At 37.1% G+C, this 22,977-nt stretch carries 24 protein-coding genes and 2 pseudogenes; 20 read left to right on the top strand and 6 right to left on the bottom strand.

The genetic code is table 11. From position 1 onward, the window contains the following. Positions 1–53: 53 nt before the first annotated feature. Positions 54–866: a peptidoglycan recognition protein family protein gene (locus C7K42_RS06860; RefSeq protein WP_103083603.1), complete on the top strand. Its 813-nt coding sequence runs from the start codon at positions 54–56 to the stop codon at positions 864–866. 103 nt (positions 867–969) lie between these two features. Here C7K42_RS06860 and C7K42_RS06855 read toward each other — a convergent pair whose 3' ends face one another. Then, entirely contained in the window at positions 970–1,713 is a 744-nt protein-coding gene (locus C7K42_RS06855) for a hypothetical protein (protein ID WP_124175412.1), read from the bottom strand. After that, positions 1,626–2,123 carry a hypothetical protein gene (locus C7K42_RS06850; protein ID WP_103083601.1) on the bottom strand — a complete coding sequence of 166 codons (498 nt, stop codon included), beginning with the start codon at positions 2,121–2,123 and terminating at the stop codon, positions 1,626–1,628. Before C7K42_RS06850 ends, C7K42_RS06855 begins: the two co-directional genes overlap by 88 nt. Positions 2,124–2,292: 169 nt before the next feature. Between C7K42_RS06850 and C7K42_RS06845 the strand changes: the two genes are divergently transcribed. The 13 genes and pseudogenes from C7K42_RS06845 to C7K42_RS06790 all read left to right on the top strand — a co-directional run bounded on the left by C7K42_RS06845 (position 2,293) and on the right by C7K42_RS06790 (position 13,620). Beyond that, complete coding sequence (locus tag C7K42_RS06845; RefSeq protein WP_014123719.1) at positions 2,293–2,892, top strand: short chain dehydrogenase; 600 nt, start codon at positions 2,293–2,295, stop codon at positions 2,890–2,892. Positions 2,893–3,055: 163 nt separating this feature from the next. Further along, positions 3,056–3,325: a 30S ribosomal protein S14 gene (gene rpsN, locus C7K42_RS06840; protein ID WP_103083599.1), complete on the top strand. Its 270-nt coding sequence runs from the start codon at positions 3,056–3,058 to the stop codon at positions 3,323–3,325. A 37-nt stretch (positions 3,326–3,362) separates the two neighbouring features. Continuing rightward, the gene (gene rpmF / locus C7K42_RS06835) at positions 3,363–3,530 is read left to right on the top strand and encodes a 50S ribosomal protein L32 (protein WP_014123721.1); all 168 of its coding nucleotides are present in this window, start codon (positions 3,363–3,365) and stop codon (positions 3,528–3,530) included. A gap of 15 nt (positions 3,531–3,545) precedes the next feature. Then, positions 3,546–3,926 (top strand): hypothetical protein, encoded by a 381-nt coding sequence (locus C7K42_RS06830; protein ID WP_061840150.1) that lies wholly within the window; start codon positions 3,546–3,548, stop codon positions 3,924–3,926. A 49-nt stretch (positions 3,927–3,975) separates the two neighbouring features. Further along, a complete protein-coding gene (locus C7K42_RS13310) occupies positions 3,976–4,107 on the top strand; it encodes a hypothetical protein (protein WP_256729347.1) in 132 nt (43 codons plus the stop codon). Between the two features lie 238 nt (positions 4,108–4,345). Further along, entirely contained in the window at positions 4,346–5,761 is a 1,416-nt protein-coding gene (locus tag C7K42_RS06825) for an SLC13 family permease (protein WP_103099897.1), read from the top strand. 413 nt (positions 5,762–6,174) lie between these two features. Further along, positions 6,175–7,860: a ribonuclease J gene (locus C7K42_RS06820; RefSeq protein ID WP_103083638.1), complete on the top strand. Its 1,686-nt coding sequence runs from the start codon at positions 6,175–6,177 to the stop codon at positions 7,858–7,860. Between the two features lie 196 nt (positions 7,861–8,056). After that, a pseudogene (tnpA, locus tag C7K42_RS06815) lies at positions 8,057–8,511 on the top strand (IS200/IS605 family transposase). Between the two features lie 150 nt (positions 8,512–8,661). Then, a pseudogene (locus C7K42_RS06810) lies at positions 8,662–9,444 on the top strand (mannitol-1-phosphate 5-dehydrogenase); the annotation flags it as partial. Positions 9,445–9,534: 90 nt separating this feature from the next. Then, complete coding sequence (nagB, locus tag C7K42_RS06805) at positions 9,535–10,236, top strand: glucosamine-6-phosphate deaminase (RefSeq protein WP_014123730.1); 702 nt, start codon at positions 9,535–9,537, stop codon at positions 10,234–10,236. Positions 10,237–10,625: 389 nt separating this feature from the next. Next, the gene (locus tag C7K42_RS06800) at positions 10,626–11,306 is read left to right on the top strand and encodes a metal-dependent hydrolase (protein ID WP_014123731.1); all 681 of its coding nucleotides are present in this window, start codon (positions 10,626–10,628) and stop codon (positions 11,304–11,306) included. A gap of 6 nt (positions 11,307–11,312) precedes the next feature. Beyond that, positions 11,313–12,644, top strand: coding sequence for a DRTGG domain-containing protein (locus C7K42_RS06795; protein WP_014123732.1), 1,332 nt, complete (start codon positions 11,313–11,315; stop codon positions 12,642–12,644). Positions 12,645–12,663: 19 nt separating this feature from the next. Beyond that, positions 12,664–13,620, top strand: coding sequence for a DHH family phosphoesterase (locus C7K42_RS06790; protein WP_103099615.1), 957 nt, complete (start codon positions 12,664–12,666; stop codon positions 13,618–13,620). Between the two features lie 258 nt (positions 13,621–13,878). On the opposite strand, the gene C7K42_RS06785 is transcribed toward C7K42_RS06790, so the two are convergent. Further along, positions 13,879–14,931, bottom strand: a complete 1,053-nt coding sequence (locus C7K42_RS06785) for a plasmid pRiA4b ORF-3 family protein (protein WP_157728034.1) — start codon at positions 14,929–14,931, stop codon at positions 13,879–13,881. A gap of 135 nt (positions 14,932–15,066) precedes the next feature. On the opposite strand from C7K42_RS06785, the gene C7K42_RS12865 reads away from it, so the two are divergent. Beyond that, positions 15,067–15,240: a hypothetical protein gene (locus C7K42_RS12865; protein ID WP_014123737.1), complete on the top strand. Its 174-nt coding sequence runs from the start codon at positions 15,067–15,069 to the stop codon at positions 15,238–15,240. A 44-nt stretch (positions 15,241–15,284) separates the two neighbouring features. Here the strand turns inward: C7K42_RS12865 and C7K42_RS06780 are convergent, their stop codons facing one another. The 3 genes from C7K42_RS06780 to C7K42_RS06770 are packed head-to-tail and all read right to left on the bottom strand — an operon-like array spanning position 15,285 to position 17,766. Further along, complete coding sequence (locus C7K42_RS06780; RefSeq protein WP_103099614.1) at positions 15,285–16,067, bottom strand: PHP domain-containing protein; 783 nt, start codon at positions 16,065–16,067, stop codon at positions 15,285–15,287. 20 nt (positions 16,068–16,087) lie between these two features. Next, on the bottom strand, positions 16,088–16,879 hold the full coding sequence (locus tag C7K42_RS06775) for an SDR family NAD(P)-dependent oxidoreductase (protein ID WP_014123739.1): 792 nt from the start codon (positions 16,877–16,879) through the stop codon (positions 16,088–16,090). Between the two features lie 20 nt (positions 16,880–16,899). Beyond that, positions 16,900–17,766, bottom strand: coding sequence for a fructosamine kinase family protein (locus C7K42_RS06770; protein WP_014123740.1), 867 nt, complete (start codon positions 17,764–17,766; stop codon positions 16,900–16,902). A gap of 119 nt (positions 17,767–17,885) precedes the next feature. On the opposite strand from C7K42_RS06770, the gene C7K42_RS06765 reads away from it, so the two are divergent. From C7K42_RS06765 to C7K42_RS06745, 5 genes are all read left to right on the top strand, one after another. Next, entirely contained in the window at positions 17,886–18,719 is an 834-nt protein-coding gene (locus C7K42_RS06765) for an aldo/keto reductase (RefSeq protein ID WP_103096876.1), read from the top strand. Positions 18,720–19,004: 285 nt separating this feature from the next. Further along, complete coding sequence (locus tag C7K42_RS06760) at positions 19,005–20,321, top strand: APC family permease (RefSeq protein ID WP_103091734.1); 1,317 nt, start codon at positions 19,005–19,007, stop codon at positions 20,319–20,321. Positions 20,322–20,349: 28 nt separating this feature from the next. Continuing rightward, positions 20,350–21,183 (top strand): sugar phosphate isomerase/epimerase family protein, encoded by an 834-nt coding sequence (locus tag C7K42_RS06755; RefSeq protein WP_014123743.1) that lies wholly within the window; start codon positions 20,350–20,352, stop codon positions 21,181–21,183. Between the two features lie 148 nt (positions 21,184–21,331). Next, positions 21,332–21,559, top strand: a complete 228-nt coding sequence (locus C7K42_RS06750) for a DUF1858 domain-containing protein (RefSeq protein WP_103096874.1) — start codon at positions 21,332–21,334, stop codon at positions 21,557–21,559. Position 21,560: 1 nt separating this feature from the next. Further along, positions 21,561–22,889, top strand: coding sequence for a DUF438 domain-containing protein (locus C7K42_RS06745; RefSeq protein ID WP_103096872.1), 1,329 nt, complete (start codon positions 21,561–21,563; stop codon positions 22,887–22,889). Positions 22,890–22,977: the final 88 nt, after the last annotated feature.

Here is a 22,977-nt window from a genome sequence, read left to right as displayed (position 1 = left end):
ATGCTATTGTTAAACTAGAAAGAAAGCGATCTCTTTTGAAAGGAGGGGAAAAATTGAAAAAAATTAATATCTTGTCGATGTTAGCTGTAATCTTTGGATTGGTTTTATTCGGTTGTTCACAGAATAATGAAGAAACAGTTTCCAATACGAGTATTTCGACAGAGACTTCTACTTCAGGAGAAATCAATCAATCAACTGAAAGTCAGAGTTTAGCTGAAACTAGCGAATCTGTCACAACTGAAACAACCACAAGTCGTTCGACAGAATCTTCTTCTGATGGAAAACAAGAAGAGCAAGAAACTATTCCAGTTAGAAAATATTCAGAAGAAGAAAAAGATGAGCTTCAACAAGCGTTTTTAGACTGGGCGATTCCTCGAGCAGAAGAAGGCGGAATGGCTGTGACAGATACTTATTTTGACCATGGTGCTTCAGGCTCAGGAGATTGGTTCGCTGAAACCGAAGATGGAGAAATACAAGTACAACAGCAATCAACGCAAGAGGAACTACCGGGTTATGATGCTTATGATATTCATGCCTTAAAAGGTGTCGTGTTTTATGTTTCTACTTCTGGTGTTACCGGGTATGATGAAGAACCTGGCGAAACTCACGGAGGTGTTGGAGGCGGACGAGATTATGGTGGCCAAGCAGATGATGATTATCCAATTCATAAGTATCTATTAGGCGATAATGGCGTTGTTTATGAATTAATTGGAAGTGTGGAGGAGCTCAGAGCTTATCAAGCAGGTTTTGGTTTATATAACGATGATGGTCGCACAAAAGATATCGAAGCTGACTACACTTTTAAAGTTTCGGATGACACTGATGCACAAGAAGCTTGGCAAGAAATATTACAGGATTATCAGTAATAATGAAATAACCTGAAAAAATTATATCTGTCTAATTTACGGAATTGAATGCTCCTCATTATCAGTGAAAAAGTTTTCCTAATGATAATGAGGAGCGAGTATTTTATTCTTGTTTAGTAAGTTGGTCTCGTGCAATATTATAGTTAAAACCTATTTCATATTGCAATTTTTTATCTTGATTCTGGTAAACTCTTATATTGATATGGTCATCTTCTAAGGACATATCATATACAATGTGGTCCTTAGGAATATCCTCGGAAAACTCTTTTTTGATCTTCTCGTGAATATGCTTTTCCAACTCTTCATCGAGCGCATCTTCATTGGTGCTATTTTTAGTTTCTCCGTTTTTGTTTTTGTCTGATTTCTCTAGGTAAGCTTGCTTACTATTATTCTTTCTTTCAAAATATTGTTCTCTTGCATCTTCTATTTTTGCTAATAATTCTTCTGTGACTTCTTTTTTATCCGTTTCTGTATACCAGCGATAAATGTCTCGGGGAAGAGCTGTATTCAAATCGGAAAAAGAGTAGTCGGAATTTTCTTCGATTTCTTTAGCAATTGACTGATATTGTTTGTATTCCTTGTCTGTTAAAAGCTTTAAGTCAGGATAATCAATGGAAATTTCCTGGTAGACAGTTGCTAATTGTTCTTCCAACTTATCTGATTCAGCAGTGGCTTTATACCAATATGCCAATAAGTGTTGATCATCGACATCCAATAGTTGTTCTAAGTTGATTGGTTCATATCCAGCTAGTTTATCTTTTATATAGTCAACTTGTTTGCTATTACTTTGACGTTGAAAGGTGATAGAAGTACTGAGGGTATCTTGCTTGTTATCATAATCATACATGAAAGGCTGTGGGTTGAAGGTATTTGGTTTCCCATATTCTTCAACAAATAATTCAGGATCCCAGGAAATGACATATTTACTTTTTCCTCTTCTTTATTCAAATCAACACCCGTGATGACGTATTTCTTGTCTTCTTTCATATAGTCACGGTTTGTCACTGCAAAAGTTTGTTCCTCCTCTTTGTTAGTCCAGACACCTACAATCTCATCTAGTTGTTGAAATGTTTGTTCAGGTGAATTTGTTGTAGAAGTTTCATCAGTTGTTTCTATTTGACTACTACCGGTATCGCTTACATTCGAATGTGAAATACTGCTAGATGAGCTAGTATTTGCTGGGGTGGTATCCTCATTATTGCAAGCTACTAAGAAAAATATTGGAATGAATAATAGCGATAAAATAATTTTCTTCATGTTTGTTTGCCACTCCCCCCCAATAAACTGGCGTTAGTTATAGCTTACCTTATAAACAAGGGATGTCAAGTTATTACCCGCTTGTCAAAAACCACTTGTTTTACTGTTTGTTATCCTTATTATATACTCGAAGTATCGAAGGAAAAATAAGAGAGGAGAAATGAATTATATGAGAATTTTATTAATTGGAGCTACAGGACTTTTAGGAACAGCGATAAAGAAAGAATTAGAACCCGAACACGAAATTATCCAAGCTGCGCGTCATAATACTGATGTGGAGGTAGACATTACTAAGCCGATCAGTATCAAGGAAATGTTTGAAAGCGTTGGTAAAGTAGATGCCGTGATTAGTGCCGCAGGAGATGCACACTTTGGTCCTTTAGAAAAAATTACGCCAGAACTCAATGAAGTAACGATTGAAAGCAAGTTAAAAGGACAAGTAAATCTTGTGTTACTTGGTATGGACTATATTAATGACGGCGGAAGTTTTACGTTAACAACAGGGATCATTATGGATGAACCTATCTATCAAGGGGCTTCTTCTGCAATGGCCAATGGTGCAGTCAAAGCTTTTGTCAAGTCAGCAGCCACTGAAGCACCTAGAGGAATCCGTATAAATAGCGTGAGTCCTACAGTATTTCAGGAATCTTCGAAAGACTTAAAAATGTTTTTCCCAGGTTTTGAACCAACACCACTGAGTAAAGTAGCTTTAGCGTTTAAAAAGAGCGTTGAAGGTATCCAAACTGGGCAAAGTTACGAAATTTATTAAAAATAAAACTAGCGATGCAATGTTGGGCTATTTCAGCTTTTCATTGCCCTTTTTTTATAGCGGCCTGGGACTTTGTCTTGACAATAATTTTTAAGAATGCTAATCTAATTTTAGTAAATCGTAATTATTACGTTTTAATTCTTGGAAACAGAAAGGAAATTTTATGGCTAAAAAATCAAAAATTGCAAAAGCTAATAAACAAAAGGAATTAATTGCAAAATACGCTGATTTACGTAAGGAACTTAAAGAAGCTGGTGATTATCAAGCACTCGCAAAGTTGTCTAAAGATTCCAATCCTAATCATCATAAAAACCGCGATACGATTGATGGTAGACCACGGGGTTACATGCGTAAGTTTGGTATGTCTCGGATTAAATTTCGTCAGTTAGCGCACCAAGGGAAAATACCGGGTGTAAAAAAAGCTAGTTGGTAAATTGTAAATCAAACAAATAGTACAAGGGGATGAGGAAATGGCAGTACCTGCAAGAAAAACATCAAAAGCTAAAAAGAGGATACGACGTGCGCATCAAAATCATGCAAAACCAGAAATTTCTTTTGACGAAAGTATAGGAGAATACCGCCATAGTCATCGTGTATCTCTTAATGGGTATTATAAAGGAAAGAAAGTGGCTAAATAACGAGGAGTGAATAAGATGGAAATTATCTACCCGCCGTTAGTTGAACAAAGTATACAATACTATACACAAGGAAATGAACAAAAAAAAATCAGTAAAGCTGAGATGTATCGTTCGATGGTTGAAAAAGGCATCCTTACAGAAAACGGCTTGCCTACAGACTATGCCTTAGAGAATGGTTGGGTCAAAGATTTCTATGAGGATGAGCATCTTTCTTTTGAAGATTTTTTGGAAATTTATCCTGTTTTTAAAAATTATGACCCAGAGCTCTTTCAAATTATTGATGGCTTTTGGGAGATTACTATAAGGTTTAAAGAAGAACTAATACAAGAAATATCCGAAAGTAAATTTGATTATGATGAAGTAATACAAATTAAAGAATACTTAGCAGAACGATAAAAGGAATAATACGAAATAAAATGCCAACTCAACTTCAGTAAGTTTTGAGTTGGCATTACAACTTCCTTTAAAACGGGTAGGACAAGCAGGTGATGTCGCTGATAGCGTGATTTATCTTATGAAAAATAGTTTTGTTACAGGGAAAATTATCCACAATGAAGGCGGTCATCGACTGATTTAAAAATAATGGTTTAAAATGATTTGAGAGTAGGATGCTTTTTAGTAAAAGTGTTCTGCTCTTTTTTATTTCAATAAATATTAGAATTTTATGAAAATTTTAATGATTCACGTTTGTTTTTGCATAATATAATATTAAAATCTATTGCTTGAAATCGAAATATGGTATGCTATTATCACTAAAAATTTTATTCTAGTATTTTTACTTTTGATGTTAGATTGATACATAGGGGATGGTAGAGATGAACTTCCAAAAAGTTGGCCTTATTTTAGGGCCAGTATTTTTTTCGATAATTTATTTCATGAATAGTTTAACGGGATTGGAAGATGCACCCCGTGCAGTTTTAGCTGTTACTGCCTGGGTGGCTACCTGGTGGATAACAGAGGCTATGCCGATTCCTGCGACTTCTTTACTGCCTATTTTTTTATTACCACTTACAGGTGGGACAGATGAAGCAACTGCAGCTATGGCTTACGGCGATCCTATTGTTTTCATGTATATGGGAGGTTTTACCATTGCCCTAGCTATTGAAAAATGGGGACTACATAAACGTATTGCTATGCTGATTATAGCGCTAATAGGAAAAAGTTGTTCTCGTATTATTCTGGCAGTAGGACTTGCGACCGCGGTGTTATCAATGTGGATTTCTAATGCTGCGACAGCTTTAATGATGCTGCCCATTGCGATGGCATTGATTAAAGAAATCAAAGAAAAGCGCTTGTTAAATGAAACGTCTTTTGATAACTTTTCAAAAGGTCTTTTATTGACCGTAGCTTATTCTGCTTCTATTGGCGGACTGGCAACGATTATTGGGTCAGTGCCTAATGCAGTTTTAGTGGCTGTAGCTAATAACATGTTGGACGTTGAGATTACCTTTGCTAATTGGTTCTTATTCGGTTCGATCGTTACCGTTCTTTTAATGGTATTTATGTACTTTTATATTACAAAATTTCAATTTAAGGTAGAGCAAGATCAAAATATTTCCACTAAATTTGCACAAGATCAACTAAAAGAATTAGGCAAAATGTCAACAGAGGAAAAAAGTGTTTTAACAATTTTTGTTATTGTTGGTTTTATGTGGATTTTTGGCGGTCTATTGCCATGGACCTTATCGGATACCACGATTTCTATATTTGGCGCCAGCGCAATGTTTTTGATCCCAAATACTAAGGGCGGTCGGATTCTAGAGTGGGCGGACATGAAAAATCTTTCTTGGGGATTACTGCTGCTTTTTGGTGGTGGTTTATCTTTAGCTGCAGCTTTTGAAGATTCCGGACTGACGGCTTGGTTTGGCGAGCTGTTAACTAGACTTGAACAATTCAATTATTTCTATATCGTTGTTATTTTGACTGTAACTATTTTGTTTATGACCGAAATTATGTCCAATACAGCTGTTTCCAATATGTTGATGCCAATCAGTGTAGGACTAGCTGCTGGAATCGGCGCAGAACCTTTTGGCATTATGGCAATTGTTGCCTTGGCATCTAGCTGTGCATTTATGTTGCCTATTTCAACACCGCCTAACGCTGCTGTATTTGGTTCTGGAGAATTAGCGATTAAAGATATGATAAAAGCTGGTTTTTGGTTAAATATGTTTGGTATCGTTGTGATCGTTTTTGCAGTCTATGTCTTACAACCGATGATTTTCAGTTTTTAGATCGTTTAGTTAAAAGAACTGGTGGAAATATTTTCATCAGTTTTTTTGCTGTGAATCACTACGATTCAGCGACTAAAAGGAGCTGAGAGTAGATGATGAACAGTACTAGGGCGAGCGAGAGCGAGGCGTAGTGTCCTTTATTTCGAATCACTACGATTCAGCGACTAAAAGGAGCTAAGAGTAGCTGATGAACAGTACTAGGGCGAGCGAGAGCGAGGCGTAGTATCCTTTACCTTTAAACATTAAGTGAAAAGTAAGTTTTTAAGGGAATCATTCGCGAAAATGTATTGTCGGGCTATTTTGTGTTATACTATGCTAGGATGTTTTTGGCTCGGAAAGAACGTTTGCTTTTAGTAAATGTTTGAAAAAAACGTTAAATAAAAAGATATAAAATTATTGAAGAGGTGAAAAATTTGGCACAAATAAGAATTATCCCTCTTAGTGGTGTACGAGGTAATGGAAAAAATTTGTATATCGCTGAAGTGGGGGAAGATATTTTTGTGTTAGATTGCGGCTTAAGCTATCCAGAAGATGGATTATTTGGGATTGATACAGTCATCCCTGATTTTACTTACTTAGAAGAAAATGCGGATCGCGTAGCCGGAGTCTTTGTAACACATGGACACGCAGATGCCATCGGAGCACTGCCTTATTTTTTAGAAAAAATTGATGCGCCCGTTTTTGGGACAAAATTGACGATTGAATTGGCAAAAATGTCGGTACATCGTTATGAGCCAACCAAAAAATTCAAAGGATTTCATGTAATTGATGAAGATACCGAGATTGATTTTAAATCAACTGTCGTAAGTTTCTTTCCAACAACACATACGATTCCTGATTCTGTGGGCGTTTCTTTGAAAACATCGGAAGGAAATATCGTTTATACTGGAGATTTCAAATTTGACCAATCAGCTGTTTCATCTTATCGTACCGATTTTGGACGTTTAGCTGAAATTGGAAGCGAAGGTGTTTTAGCACTTTTAAGTACGTCAAGTAATGCTGAAAATCCAGAAACAGTTGCTTCTGAAAAACAAATTGGCGAAGAAGTATACGATAATATCGGTTTTTGGGAAGGACGTATTATTGTTGCTTGTGTTGCTAGTAATTTACAACGTGTACAACAGTTGATTGATGCAGCTTATCGTGCAGGAAGAAAGATTGTTTTAACCGGTAAAGATTTCGGGCGTATTATTCGTACGGCTATGAAATTAGGTAAATTGGAACTACCAGATGAAGATATTTTAATCACGCAAAAAGCGATGAAAAAATATAATGATGATCAACTGATTATTTTAGAAACAGGTCGGATGGGTGAACCTATCAAAGCCTTGCAAAAAATGGCTAGCGGTGCTCATCGAACTTTACGTATCAAAGAAGGCGATCTGGTTTATATTACAACAACACCTACGATTGCAATGGAAACTTATGTTGCTAAAGCCGAGGACATGATTTATAGAGCAGGTGGCACGGTCAAAAATATTTCGGATAATTTACGTGTGTCAGGTCATGCCAATCCTGAAGATCAACAGTTGATGATGAATTTGTTAAAACCGAGATATTTTGTTCCAGTACAAGGAGAATATCGTCTTTTGATAGCCAATGCTGATTTAGCAGAGGCTGTAGGTATTCCTAAAGATCACATATTTATTACCGCTCCTGGAGATATCTTGGAGTACAAAGAAGGAGAAATGACACTTAGTGGTACTATCCCTTCTGATAATGTGATGGTAGACGGTATTGGCGTAGGCGATATCGGAAATATTGTCTTAAAAGATCGGAAAGTTTTGTCAGAAGATGGCGTTTTTGTTGCTGTAGTGACGATCAATCGACGGAAAAAACAAATTGTTTCAAAGCCACAAATTACCTCCCGCGGCTTTGTTTATGTTAAAGCCAGCCGAGATCTTTTAAGAGAAGGCGGAGATATTGTAGAAGAAATTGTTGACAAGCATTTACACAGCAATGACTTTGAATGGAGTAAATTAAAACAAGAAATTCGTGAAAAACTAAGTCGTTATTTATTTGAACAAACCAAAAGACGACCTGTAATTCTACCTGTAATTATGGAATCAAGCCAAAAACGTAAGAAAAGAAAATCCTAAAGTACACAAAAAGAAGCTGGATGAATTCTAGCTTCTTTTTATTAAGTCTTTAGACCGGGTTGAGCTCGCGTAGCGTGCGAAACAAAAAACCACCCGCTATGCGGGTGGAAAGGAAAAAGTTATACTAAAAAAATCTCTTCACTAGCGTTACAATGTAGTTGTTCAGGCTACATGGTAATGAAAGGAAGAGATTCAGTTGGCTAACAAAGCAAATAGTTTAGCCCATACAAAATGGTTATGCAATACCATATTGTATTCACCCCCAAGTATAGAAGAAAAATTGTTTATAATCAATACAGAGCAAGTCTACAAGAGATTATCAAAAGATTGTGCAGTTATAAAGGTGTAGAAATCCTAGAAGGACATATGATGCCCGATCATGTTCACTTGCTCGTAAGTATACCACCGAAGATAAGTATTTCTAGCTTTATGGGGTATTTAAAAGGAAAAAGCGCCATGATGATGTTTGATAAACATACCAATTTGAAGTGCAAATTTGGGAATCGTCATTTTTGGGCAGAAGGTTATTATGTGAGCACAGTGGGTCTTAATGAGGCAACCATCAAGAAATATATTCAAGAGCAAGAAAAACATGATATGGCCTTAGATAAACTAAGTGTTCGAGAATATGCAGACCCTTTTAAGGGTTAGAGAGTGATAAAAACACCTCTTGAGAGGTAGCAAAAGCGACAAAACCAGTGTGGCTTGAACAAAGTGAAAGCCAGCGTCTTGAGACGCTGGCTAGTATTGGGGGCTTATAGCCCCAGAGCAAACCACCCTTTTGAAGGGTGGTTATGATTTGCCTGTGAAAATATGATTGGCGGTAGTCAGTTTTTACTGGATAAAGTTCAGCCATTTCTATCTGCAGATGATATGGATTATGTCGATAGCTATGTAGGCTTTCCTAATGCAGCTGTGGATAGAATTGTACCTATTCAACAACATGAAGATCCTTTGTTTGTTTCTGTTGAACCTTTTAGTGAATGGTTAGTAGATGATACACAAAGTAAGGCAAAACAGATTCGTTTGAATAATGTAGGTTATGTGTCTGATTTAGCGCCTTACATCGAGCGCAAACTATTTTCAGTAAATACTGGTCATGCGACAACTGCCTATACAGGGGCTTTTTATGGCTATACTACTATTGGCGAAGCTGTTGCAGATAGGAAAGTATTGGATCAATTAAAGGCTGTTTTACAAGAAACTGGCGATTTATTAATCGCTAAGTGGCAGTTTGAGCGTCCGCAACATGAACAATATATTCAAAAAATTATCGATCGTTTTAAAAACCCTTATATTTCAGATGATATTACGCGAGTAGCACGTACACCTATTCGAAAACTAGGTTATGACGAACGCTTTATTCGTCCCATTCGTGAAGCAAAAGATTACGGACTTTCTTATGAAGCTTTGGTTGATGTTGTGGCGATGATCCTACAATACGATGACCCCGAGGATGAAGAAAGCGTGCGCTTACAAGAAATGTTAAAAGAAAAAACAATGACCGAAGTGATCCAAGAGGTAACGAACTTAAGTGAACCGACACTTGTGGCCCAAATCGTTGAAAAAGTAAGAAATAGCTAATGTGAAATGGTTAACGTATAATCTTGTTTTTTATAAAAGTCCGTGCTAAAATTGGTTTATACCAAAAATACGGACGAGGGAGATTATTTTATGGATGTTATTCGCGTGAAAAATGCCGATGAGGGTGGCAAAGAAGCATTTGAAATCATCAAAGATGGCGTTGCAAATGGCGCTGATACTTTTGGCTTAGCAACAGGTAGCACACCAGAAACAATGTATAACTACATGATTGAAAGTGAGATGGATTTTTCTGATAAAGTGTCTGTGAATTTAGATGAATATGTAGGTTTGGATGGCAATAACGAACAAAGCTATCGCTATTTTATGGATCAACATTTATTTAATCATAAACCATTTGAAAAAACTTATGTTCCAAATGGTAAAGCACAAGATTTAGATGCAGAATGCCAACGTTATGATGATATTATTGCCGCTAATCCGATCGACATCCAAGTTTTAGGGATTGGTCAAAATGGACATATCGGCTTTAATGAGCCAGGAACTTCCTTTGAAGCAACGACACATGTTGTTGAGCTTACTGAATCAACAGTTAACGCTAATAAACGTTATTTTGACAAGGTAGAAGATGTGCCGACTCGAGCATTGACTATGGGCATTCAATCCATTATGAAAAGTAAAAAAATCATTTTAATGGCCTTTGGAGAAGCGAAAGCTGAAGCGATTAAAGGCATGATCGACGGAAAAGTGACAGAAGACTTACCGGCCAGTGTTTTACAAAAACACGACGATGTAGTCGTCATTATCGATAAAGACGCTGCAAGTAAATTATAATGATAAATAGTAAAAGCGCGCAGAATTTATTCTGTGCGTTTTTTTGGTGAGATGAGAAGCGATATAGTCTGGTTTGGCCCTACTTATGTCTGACTTTAGGCCAAAAGATTAGGGAATGGCCTCTTCTTTGTTAAACTTAGGACCAGTTGCTCTGCTAATGGCCCTTACTTTAGCTAACTTAGGGACAAATGCTAAATATTTGGCCCTTCCTTCGTTGTACTTAGGTCAAAAAACATTATACTTCTTATTTAATTTTAAGCTTGTAAACGATTTGGCTTACACCCGTCATTGTTTTTTTATCACTTGATATCTGTTACAATATAGAGTGTATACTGTTATAACTTTTTAAAACAAGAGTAGGTAATAAATTATAAAGTGAGGAGATTTAAATGAAGATCACGTATCATGGACATGCTGTTCTTTCTGTAGTATTGGATGAGGGCATTCGTTTGTTATTTGACCCGTTTATTTCACAAAATCCTTTAGCGGATATCTCTGCTGAAGACGTTGAAACGGATTATATTTTGATTACTCACGGACATGATGATCACATAGGTGATATGGTTTCGATCGCTAAGAAAAATAATGCAACAGTTATAGGTTTACCTGAGGTTTGTACTTATGCTGCTAGTAAAGGGATTGAAAATACTCACGGCATGAATATTGGCGGTGGCTATGACTTTCCTTTTGGACGCGTGAAATTTACCCATGCACAACATAGTTCTGGTTATCAAGAAAATGGGCAAATGATCTATATGGGCGAACCTGCTGGTATTTTATTGCAAGCAGAAGGAAAAACGATTTATCATGCTGGAGATACAGCAGATTATAGTGACTTATCTTTATTAGGCGAACAATATGATATTGACGTTGCCTTTTTGCCAATTGGCGATAACTTTACGATGGGACCAGAGGATGCGCTTCGTGCGGCTAATCGGTTGAAAGCCAAGACGGTTGTACCTATTCATTACAATACTTTCCCACAAATCAAACAAGATCCGCAAAAATTTGTAGAACAATTAACGAGTGTAGGAAAAGTAATGAATAGTGGAGAGGCAATTGAGGTGTAGAAAATAATGGCGACAAAACATGATTTGATTTTGGCACACATTGAAAGTTTACAAGTAGGCGAAAAAATTTCTGTTCGAGGAATTGCTAAAAGTTTAGACGTTAGCGAAGGAACCGCTTATAGAGCAATCAAAGATGCTGAGAATATCGGACTAGTTTCCACGATCCAGCGTGTGGGAACGATTCGAATCGAACGAAAACTTAAAAAGCATATTGAAAGATTAACCTTTGGAGAAGTTGTGCGTATTATTGAAGGCGACGTTTTAGGTGGTGCTAACGGCCTAGAAAAGGATTTAAATAAATTCGTGATCGGAGCGATGACTGAAGAGGCCATGCAACGCTACATCACGCCTGGTTCTTTGATGATTGTCGGTAATCGGTTGGATGCGCAAAAATTAGCGCTTAAAGAAGGTGCACCCGTATTAATTACCGGTGGTTTTGATACTTCACAAGAAATTCGAGCGTTAGCTGATCAGTTGGCATTGCCGATTTTGCGGACAACTTATGATACCTTCACTGTGGCAAGTATGATAAATCGTGCCATGAGTGATCAACTTATTAAAAAAGATATCTTATTGGTGGGCGATATTTATATGCCGCTTGAAAAAACCAGCTATTTAACGACTTCTGATATGATTAAAGATTATCGCGCACTTTCTGATGCCGCCCAACACTCGCGCTATCCTGTGGTTAATAAAAACACAAGGGTGGTGGGGATTGTCACGGCCAAAGATGTATTAGGAAAAGCTGATACACAACTGATTGAGCGGGTAATGACTAAAGACCCACGTAGAGTAAAAAAAGAAATGAGTGTAGCTTCAGTCAGTCACCAGATGATTTGGGATGGTTTGGAGGTTATGCCTGTTGTCGCAGATGACTTATCACTTCTGGGTATTGTCACTCGGCAAGATGTTATGAAAGCTATGCAGTTAGTGCAACGTCAACCGCAATTATCAGATACGATTTCTGATCAAATTACTGGCGAAATTCAATCGATCGAACAAGATATTGAAGGTAATAAATTATCAACACCGCAATTTACCTTTGGTGTCACACCGCAAATGGTGGATGAATTAGGGACCATTTCATTTGGTGTGTTAAATGAAGTTATCGCAAACGTTACTAAGCGAGTGATGGATGTGAATAATCGGCGGAACGCTTGGATTGAACAAGTAAGTTTACATTATTTTCATTTAATTCAGTTAGAAAGTGAATTAAAAATAGAACCACAAATTTTAGAACTAGGTAGACGTTCAGCTAAATTGGATATTAATGTCTTTATCGAAAATTCATTAGTAGCTAAAGCGATTGTCGTTTGCCAAGTTATGGAACGTCCATAATTTAGAAAAGAGGAACAAGATGAGCGTACAAGAAGATATTTTAGCTGAAATTAAAGCTTTTGATACAATTATTATTCATCGGCACAAGCGCCCTGATCCCGATGCCCTAGGCTCACAAGTTGGTTTGGCTGAACTATTGCGAGCAAGTTTTCCTGGAAAAAAAGTTTATCAAGTGGGTGGGCCTTCAGAAGGCTTGGAATATTTGGCTGACATGCAAACCATCGATGACGTTACTTACCAGAATGCTTTAGTTATTGTCACTGATACAGCAAATGCGCCAAGAATCAGTGACGATCGTTTTAATTTAGGCACTAAATTAATTAAAATTGATCATCATCCCAACGATGAACCTTATGGTGATTTAATGTGGGTACAAGATAATGCGTCTAGCTGTAGTGAAATTATCGCAGATTTTTGGGAAATGTTTAAAGAAGAACTACATATGACAAAAGACGCTGCACGTTTGTTATATGCTGGTATTGTTGGAGATACTGGACGTTTTTTGTATCCAGCATCTTCTTCTCATACTTTACGAATTGCAGCTGATTTGATTGACTTTGGTTTTGATTACGCTGGGTTAAATCGACGTATCGAAGAAATTTCAAGTAATGTCGCCCGTTTATCGGGTTATGTTTATCAGAATCTACAGATGGATAAAACAGGTGCTGCACGAGTAACTTTTAGTACCGAAATGTTAGACGAATTTGGTGTTTCTGATGCACAAACTTCTGGGGTTGTTCCACTGCCTGGTGCTATTGAAGGTGTATTAGCTTGGGCGATTTTTGTCCAACAAAAGGAAGGTTATTATCGTGTGCGCATGCGTTCTAAAGGTCCTGCGATCAATGAAATCGCCAAACGTTACCATGGAGGTGGACATGCGCTAGCTAGTGGCGCCAATGTAGCTGACTTGGAGCAAGCACAAAAGCTTTATGAAGAGTTACAAAAGGTCTGCCTTGATTTTACTAAAGATGAATAAAGAAAAAAGTTTCTGTATGATATGAAAAATATAGTACAGAAACTTTTTTAATGCTTAAGTACGCTAAACCAAAGAATGCAGATCTGAAATAACAAGATATTGGCGCTAAGTCAGATAATGTGCCGCCAATCGAAAAGGGATTGGTGGCAAAAGCTTGGATGTCCCACCAATTGACAAGTTATTGGAGACTAGTAGAGAAAGTTAGCGCCAATAAGCGTAAAGATCGGTGCGACAAAACAATTTTATTTGTTCAAAAAATCAAATATCCGATAAATTTTTATTGATTCTATCTATATCAAAAGGAGCAAATTCTTCTTGGCCTGCTGAATCTTCCAAAGGAGCTTCTTGTCGTCCAGTAAGGCAAATTGGAAGTTGTTCAGGCTCGACAGTACTTAATGCGCCCTTAGCTTTAGGCAATTCGGCAAAGGGGATATTTGCTTCAAATTTGATTTTATGTTGCCAGTCATCGCCAAAATCATAAATATAATCGATCGATTTAAATTGTTCGAAGACTTCTCCAACAGTTATAGAAGAAGTATCGCCAGTGAAAAAATCACCAAAATCATCGAAATCCATTCCCGCAGGTTCATAATACATTCTGCCGACGATAAACTGGTGTAAATGTTCATCTTCCCATTCGAAACAAGTTTGAATGACTTCATGCAAATCAGCTAAAGTATAATCAAAAGGCACCAATACACGCCGCCAAATTGGTGGTTTAAAGCCTAATAAGTCGATTCTCAGCTGAATGGCATAAGGCGCTGCATTTGTTAGTTTTTCTCCCTTGTTGGAAGGAAAATCGATCACATTATCTTTTTGCTCAGTATTTGCTTCTTCTTGAAAGATATTGTTTAAACTTTGGAAAAGGTCATTTACTTCAGGCGGCATGGCATCCATCATTTCCTGATCAAGATTTTCCATGCTCGTTCTTTTTTCCTGGGACCAAAATTGCTTGTCGTGCATACGATTGATAAAGCGATGTTTATTTTTTTGCAAAAAGAGTAATAGATCTTTGTATACAGCTGCTGTTAAATAGCCGTTTTCTTGCAGAAATTGGTAAAAATCAAGTAGTACTTCATGAATAGCAAGCACTTCATCGGGAAAAACAACCATATTTTCAGGTAGATCAGTAAGATAATATTGCTCAAGTTGCCCTTTATCAGAAAAGTCTTGTGTGTCCTGCATTCTATCGGTCAGTTCAGCGATGATTTTTACTAAGCTAGCAGGGTCGTCGATATGTTCATTATAGTCATTAAGTTCAGTGATTTTCATTTGAAAAAAATTATCAATGATATCATCTAAAGAAGCCATTAAAATACACATCCTTTCAGTATTTATTTCATTATAACAGACACCGTTTTCAAGTTGTTATATTTTACAAAATAAAAAAAATTCTTTATAGTAAAAGTAGAGCTAAACCCCTAAATTAACTGAGGAGGGATTTGCATGACAGAAGACAAAAAAGAAAAAAGCAAAGAAGAAGTATACGCACAACGTCAAAGTGATTATAAAGAAGAAAAAGAAAAAGTATTTAAACAAGCCCAAAAAGAAGCCGCTAAAAATGATGTTGTTGATTCCGAGAAAATCGACGAAGAAAGAGTCGAAAAAACAGAAGAATAACAAAAGCAGGAAGCCAAAAACTTCCTGCTTTTATTATGAATTTTTTAAGGCAACTCTGTCAGAAAACGGTCATTTTTTTGGAAAGTTACTAGAAAGTTTATACCGAATTCTTTTAATAAACCTGACATTTCAGGAAAAAGTGCTTCATAGTCACTAGCCTGATGGGCGTCTGAGCCTAAAGTGAAAAATGTTCCGCCCAAGCTTTTATACAGTGGGATAATATAGCGATAAAGATTGGCATTTTGATAATAACCAAAACTTTTTGCGTTGATTTCTAACGCCATTTCTTTTTGAATGACTTTTTTCAAAATAGTAGTTAATTCTTTTTCAAAGTGTTCTTCTAAGTCTTCTGCGGTAAAATCAAGTCGACGAAGACCGTATTCAAAGTGAGTTAAAATTTGTGCCCCTGAAAAAGTATCTAAAACTTGCGCCATTTGGTCAAAGTACATTTTAGCAACTTTATATTTGTCTTTACTCAAAACGACATCATCCATATAGTCAAATTTCCCATTTTGATGAATACTTAACAGCTTTAAGTCATAAGGGTGATCGTTAAGATAAGCATTAATTTGTTCTTCTTGACCGGGAACAACGCCAATTTCAACACCCTTTAAAAAAGTGGTCGGATAATTAGCTTCTAATTCGCTTAACTTTTGTGCTAACTTATCATAATCAGGAATATCATCTTGAAAGTTATCCCCTGGATTACGCAAATCTAGATGGTCGGTAGCCACAAAATAGGGCGGTTTATTTAATAGGTAATTTTCAAAGATCTCTTTGGAATCAAAAGATAAAAAAGTGTGCAGGTGCTGATCGTAATATTTCACGTTATTTCCTCCTAATTAAGTTAAATCGTTCCTACTGAATTGTCATCCACACGGTAGTTTGCACCGTTGACAAAGCTGGCTTTTTCTGAACACAAGAAGGTAATCACATTAGCCACTTCTTCTGGATAGCCACGTCTGGAACTGGTCATAAAGGGTCTTCTTTCTTTTAAGAAGGACTGAATCGCTTCGTCAAAAGAAACATTTAGTTCATCTGCCCGATTTTGCATCATCTTATCGGTCATTGGCGTATTGATAAAGGCAGGCGAAACTGCATTTGAAGTAATTCCTTGTGGCCCGAGTGTTTTGGCCAGACCTTTAGATAAAGCTAAGATTCCCGCTTTGGTTGCACAATAAGGAATTTCATCATCATAAGGCTGCATTGCATCCTCAGAAGCTAAGAAAAGGACGCGGCCCCATTTTTTCTCTTGCAAATCACTAAGAAATTCTTTTGTTACATTCACAGAGCCAAAAAGGTTAATATCAAATACTTCCTGCCAATCCTCCAATGAAATATCGGAAAAATCGCCTTGTGCACCGGTAATACCAGCACAATTAATAATAATATCTACAGCCTTATTCTGCGTTTTTAAATCTTGGTGCAATTTAGCAAGTTCCTCTGGATGTCGTACATCGCCTGTCACGGTTTTTACTAGTTGCGGATGGGTAAATTCTGATTCTTGAAATTGGTCGAATTTTTTATCAAATAGTACAGTTCTTGCTTGTTCTTCATTTAATGATTTAGCAGTTGCTAAGCCAATACCAGAACCGCCACCTGTGATAAGTACGGTTTTATTGGCTAAATTTAAATCCATGTTCTGTCATCCCTTCTTAGTTATGCATTTGTTAAAATCTCATTCATCGTTCGGTTAACGCCACCTGCATAGATAGGACCAAACTTATATTGGTGAATCATTAGAAGATACAAACTGTAAAAGTTTAATCTTTTTTCGTAACCAGGACCAAGCGGGTAAACTTCTTGATAAGCGCGATAGAATTCATCGCTAAATGCGTTAAATACCAAACTACAACCTAAGTCAAATTCACGGTCTCCATATAAAGCGTTGGGATCAAATAAAGCCGGGGTGCCATCTGTTAAAAACATATGATTTCCTCCCCATAAATCCCCATGAAGTAAAGAAGGTTTGCTTTGGTGTTTTGTTAGTTCTTCGTTCATTACTGCTCGTACCTTTTGATATTGTTGTTCTTCCTTTTTGTTCCATGAACCATTTTGTATCAGCTTATCAGCTAATTCGTCCATTCTTTGATCGACAAATAATTCGCGCCAAGTATCGCGCCACTCATTACTATAGGTGATATCAGAACTAGTTGAGGGTTCATCAAATCCAAATTTGCCATTCGGGCTGTAATGTTGATGCATGTTAGCAATTAATTTCCCTAAATCCCTTTGGCTGCCTTTTCCTCTTCCTTCTTCTAAAAAGGTAAGTAAAAGATAAGCATCGCCTTCAATTTGTCCACTGCCAATAACACGAGGCGCCGTAACACCAGCGTTTTCCAAAGCTTTTAATCCAGCAATCTCACCTCGGTAAAAATCACCGGAACGGTTCGGTTGCGTTAACAAAAAATACGGACCTTCTGAGGTTTCCACTTGATAAGCTTGATTGACATCTCCACCTGCTACAGAACGAATTTTTTTAATGCCATCGACCGGCAATTCTTCTGTCCATTGTTTACTTAACATTTTATCCACCTCCACTTTTTATTATAACAAGGAGTGAGAAAGGAATGCGAATAAAAACATTATCTATTTACTTTCAATTAAAAGCAGATATGATATGATTTATATGAGGAGGCGATAGTATGAAGGAAATTTATGAATTAACTGACGGCTTTAGTATTCCTAAACTAGGTTTTGGAACTTATAAATTAAATGGTGCGCATGGCACGCGGATTATTGAACAAGCTTTGCAGGTGGGGTATCGTTTACTTGATACGGCCTTTAATTATGAAAATGAAGGTGCTGTAGGGCGTGCGATTAAAAATAGTAGTGTTGCCCGTGACCAGCTAACGGTGGCTTCAAAATTGCCAGGACGCTATCATTCTTACAAAGACGCGTTAACAACTATTGAAGAATCTGTTTCTCGCCTAAATTTGGACTATATTGATTTGTATTTAATTCACTGGCCTAATCCAAAAGAAGATAAATATGTAGAAGCTTGGCAAGCTTTGATCGACGCCCAAAAAACGGGATTAGTTCGTTCCATCGGTGTAAGTAACTTTTTGCCTGAACATATCAATCGCTTGGAAAAAGAAACAGGCGTTTTACCAGTGATTAATCAAGTAGAACTACATCCGGAATTTAATCAACAAGCACAACGTGAATTTGACGCTTCTAAGGGAATTGTTACGCAAGCTTGGAGTCCTTTAGGTCGTGCTTCTAAAATTTTGCAGAATGAAACGATTCAAAAAATTGCAGACAAATATGATAAAAGCATTGCACAAATTATTTTGCGTTGGGAAGTACAGTTGAATGTTTTGCCTATTCCAAAAGCTTCACATTACTTGCGACAAGTCAATAATTTTGCTATATTTGATTTCGAGTTAAGTAAAGAAGATATGGAAAGAATCAATGGTTTAACCAAAGAAAATGGTCGTACTAACGACCAAGATCCAGCTGAATACGAAGAGTTCTAAGTAAGCAAAAAAGAAAGAGCGCTCCTCTTTCTTTTTTGCTGTGAATCGAAGCGAAAGCGAAGAGATGAACAGTACTAGGCGAGAAGAATGAGCGTAGTTCCCCAAATCGAATCACTACGGTTCAGCGACCAAAGGGAGCTGAGAGTAGACCCTTGATGAGATCGAAGCGGACGTAGTGTCCGAAATTTTGAAATCATGAGAAAACTCCAGTATATTTACATAGAAATATTTCCTAATCATTGATCATAATTTTCTTAAATAATAAAAAAGTAAAGGAGTATTCACTTGGCGGAAAATCCATTAAAAAAAGAAATTTCTTTTTCCGGTGCGTTATCGACAGTCATGGGAACCGTGATTGGCGCAGGCGTATTTTTTAAAGCGGCAGCGGTTGTTTCCCATACACAATCTGCTGGTTTAACATTATTTGCTTGGTTATTTGCCGGTTTTTTGACGATTTGTGGGGGTCTAACTGTAGCTGAATTAGCAACAGCTATTCCTAAAACTGGCGGTCCTATCCGCTATATCGAAGTTACCTACGGGAAGATGCCTTCCTTTTTATTAGGCTGGGCACAAACGATTATCTATTTTCCTGCAAACATCGCCGCTTTGAGTATTATTTTTGCGACGCAATTTATTCATCTTTTTCAGTTAAATGATCATATCTTAATACCTCTGGCGATGATTACAGCAGTCAGTGTGACAGGGATTAATTTATTAGGTACTAAAATTGCTGCAAATGTGCAATCCGCTGCACTTTTTATCAAGCTTTTGCCAATTTTAGTGATCGTAGTGGCAGGAATCATTCAACCCGGTCAGGTTGAGGTTGGTGTAGCTGATTTAAGTATAGGCGGCGATAATTCTTGGGCTTCAGGCTTTAGCGCGGCTTTATTAGCAACACTATTTGCTTATGATGGCTGGTTAAATGTAGGCAATATTGCAGGTGAAATGAAACAACCGGAAAAAGACTTACCTAAAGCCATTATCCTAGGGTTGGGTTCTGTAGCTGTTGTTTATTGGATCATTAATTTTGTTTATTTAAAAACTTTGCCTGCCGACCAAATTGCGGGGAATCTCAACGCTTCTTCTGAGGTGGCCAATCAGTTATTTGCTAATATGGGCGGTAAAATTGTCACCATAGGTATTTTGATTTCAGTCTATGGCGCTTTGAATGGGTACACTATGACCGGAATCCGGGTGCCTTTTGCCCTATCTTTAAATGATGAGTTTCCTTTTAGTAAATATTTGAAAAAAGTTTCTAAAAAAACAAAGGTTCCTTTTGTAGCGGCTCTTGTACAATTGGCTATTGCTTGTATTATGATGACTTTAGGAACTTTTGACTTACTGACAGATATGCTGATTTTTGTCATGTGGTCTTTTAGTATGTTGCTTTTTTTGGCAGTCTTTATTTTACGCAAGAAAGCGCCAGAAATGCCACGACCTTATAAAGTACCGCTGTATCCTATCGTACCATTAATTGCTATGCTAGGTGGCGGCTTTATTTTAATGATGACTCTGATTACAACACCCGGTTTAGCCTTAACTGGTATTGGCGTGACAGCTATCGGTGTTCCTGTCTATTATTATATGAAAAAAAGCAGGTAAACAGTTAAAAGAAAGGAAGCTTGATTTTATGTCAAAGGAGATGCCACTGACGATCAGTTCTTTAACACTAGGCTCTGAATGTTCTTTTGAAAAAAGAGTGCGGGTTGCAGCTAGGGCTGGTTTTGCAGGAATCGGCCTTACCGCAGAAGCTTATGTTGACGCGCTAGCAGAAGGGTATAGCGATGAAGAACTTTTGCAAATACTGAAAAAATATCAAATGAAAGTCACAGAGATTGAATGTGTGCAAGCTTGGGCAGCGGAAAACCGCTCTTATGAAGAAAAATTCAAAGAACAAATTTGTTTTCATATGTGCCATCTATTTGGCGTCAAACAAGTGAATGTGGCTTTAATGGAGAGTTGCTCACTTGCCTATATGGCAGAAAAATTAGCCCAATTGTGTCAAAGAGCAGGCGATCTTCTGATTGCAATAGAGCCGATGCCGTATAGCGGTATAGTTGATTTTGCTACAGCTAAAGCGCTCATTAAAAAATCGCAAGCAACTAACGCTCGTATTATTTTAGACGCTTGGCATTGGTTTCGCGCCGATCAAACATTTGATCAGTTAACAGCAGAAGATGCCAAGTTAATTCATTCTATTCAGTTAAATGATGCTTACAAACGTCCGTACGCATCCATGGTTTTGCGCCAAGAAGCGATGCACGATCGCCTAGCGCCTGGTGATGGTGCAATTGATCTAGCGACCTTTACCGCTATGGTAAAAAATGCTGGGGTAAACCCTGCAATTATTGGTATCGAGGTCGTAAGCGATCAATTATTAAATCAAGGCGTCGAAACAGCTGCTAATTATCTTTATGAACGTACAGCCGAGATCTTAAGCAAAAATTGGCCAGCAGCACTTTAAGGAGAGACTCTCAGGATTATTTTCTGAGAGTATTTTTTTGTATATTAATGATTTTGCTATACTTATTTTAAAAGGGTTAGTGAATAATTCTACAAGTTAAGGTATAATCAAAGTAATTGAGAATCATTTTTAGTAAGGAGTTAGTTGGATGGAAATCGATTTTTCTAAAAATTTGGCTACTTTAGTCAAAGAGTACCCAGTAACCAAGGAAATCATGATTGAACTAGGTTTTTCAGATATTAATAAGCCGGGCATGCTACAGACAGCAGGACGTTATATGACCATTCCCAAAGGCGCCAAGATGAAAAAAATTCCGTTAGAACAAGTGGTTGAAGCATTTGAAGCACATGGTTTTGAAGTAAAAGGAGTAGAATAAAATGGCGCGCAGCAAAGAAGAAAGAAAAAAGCGTATCGTAGAAATTCTTTCGATGCTACATGAAGAAGGGACATTTGAAGAAGCCAAACGTTTATTTAACGAAGAATTTGATGGAGTAGATGTAACGGAAATTACTTCGGCAGAAAAATCCTTGATCCAAGGCGGCTTAAAAGCAGAAGAAATTCAAAAATTATGTAATATTCATTCTTCAGTTTTTAAAGGTTCAATCAACGATATTCATAAATCTGATGAAGCTTATGGTCAGCCTGGACATCCAATTCATACATTAAAATTAGAAAACCAAGTTTTACAATCATTAATTACCGATGAAATTGACGATTTGATGGAAAAAATCAAAAAGGGAGATTGGCAGAAAAAAGACCAATTAGTTGCCGCAATAAAGGACTTAAAACAAATTGATAAACATTATGCTCGTAAAGAAACACTAATATTTTCTTATATGGAAAAATACGGGATTACAGCGCCTCCCCAAGTCATGTGGGGTGTTGATGATGAGATCAGAGCGCAAATCAAAGAATTACTTACTTATGTAGAAAATCCTAAAGCAGTGTTTAATCCTCTTTTTGAAAAATGGGAAACTGTAAAACATGAAATTGAAGAGATGATTTTTAAAGAAGAAGAGATCATGACACCCATGACACTAGATGTTTTTAGTTTAAAAGACTGGGAAAATATCGCAGAAGATAGTTATGATATTGGTTTTGCCTATATCTCTGAGCCGCCTATGTGGGTAGCAGGTCCTAATGATTACGCTAAGGAAAAAGAACGCGAACCTCAACGACAGGAAGCTATCCAACAAGCAAAAGCAACCACCGAAGAAATTGCAAAAGGTTTAAATGAGACAGAAACATTGGAAGAAGAAATGTATGATTGGCAAAACGTTGATTCTGAGAATACCGTTGTACTCCCTACTGGCATTTTACAACTAGATCAATTACTCGCTATCTTTGAGGTGCTGCCAGTGGATTTAACTTTTGTTGATCATAATGACCGTGTTCGTTTTTTCTCAGAAGGAAGAAATCGCGTATTTCCGCGGACAAAATCGATCATTGGTCGAGAAGTTGTCAACTGTCATCCACCTAAAAGTATGCACATGGTCGAAAAAATATTAGAAGATTTTCATGCAGGAAGCAATGATACGGCGGATTTTTGGATAGATATCAATGAACGTAAAATCTATATTCGCTATTTTGCCTTGAAAAATCAAGAAGAGCAGTATCTAGGCTGTTTAGAAGTGACACAAGATATCACAGATATACAAAAAATCCGCGGACAAAATCGATTATTAGAAGGCTATACAAAAGATTAATAAAGGACGCGCATGAACTTTTATCTGATAGTTTATGCGTATTTTTTTGTGCGCTAGTCGCAAAGATTATATTTTAATGAATAACTGA

It is taken from the genome of Tetragenococcus halophilus subsp. halophilus DSM 20339 (assembly GCF_003841405.1).
Lineage (GTDB): Bacteria > Bacillota > Bacilli > Lactobacillales > Enterococcaceae > Tetragenococcus > Tetragenococcus halophilus.
This window is presented reverse-complemented; position numbering and strand designations above follow the sequence as displayed.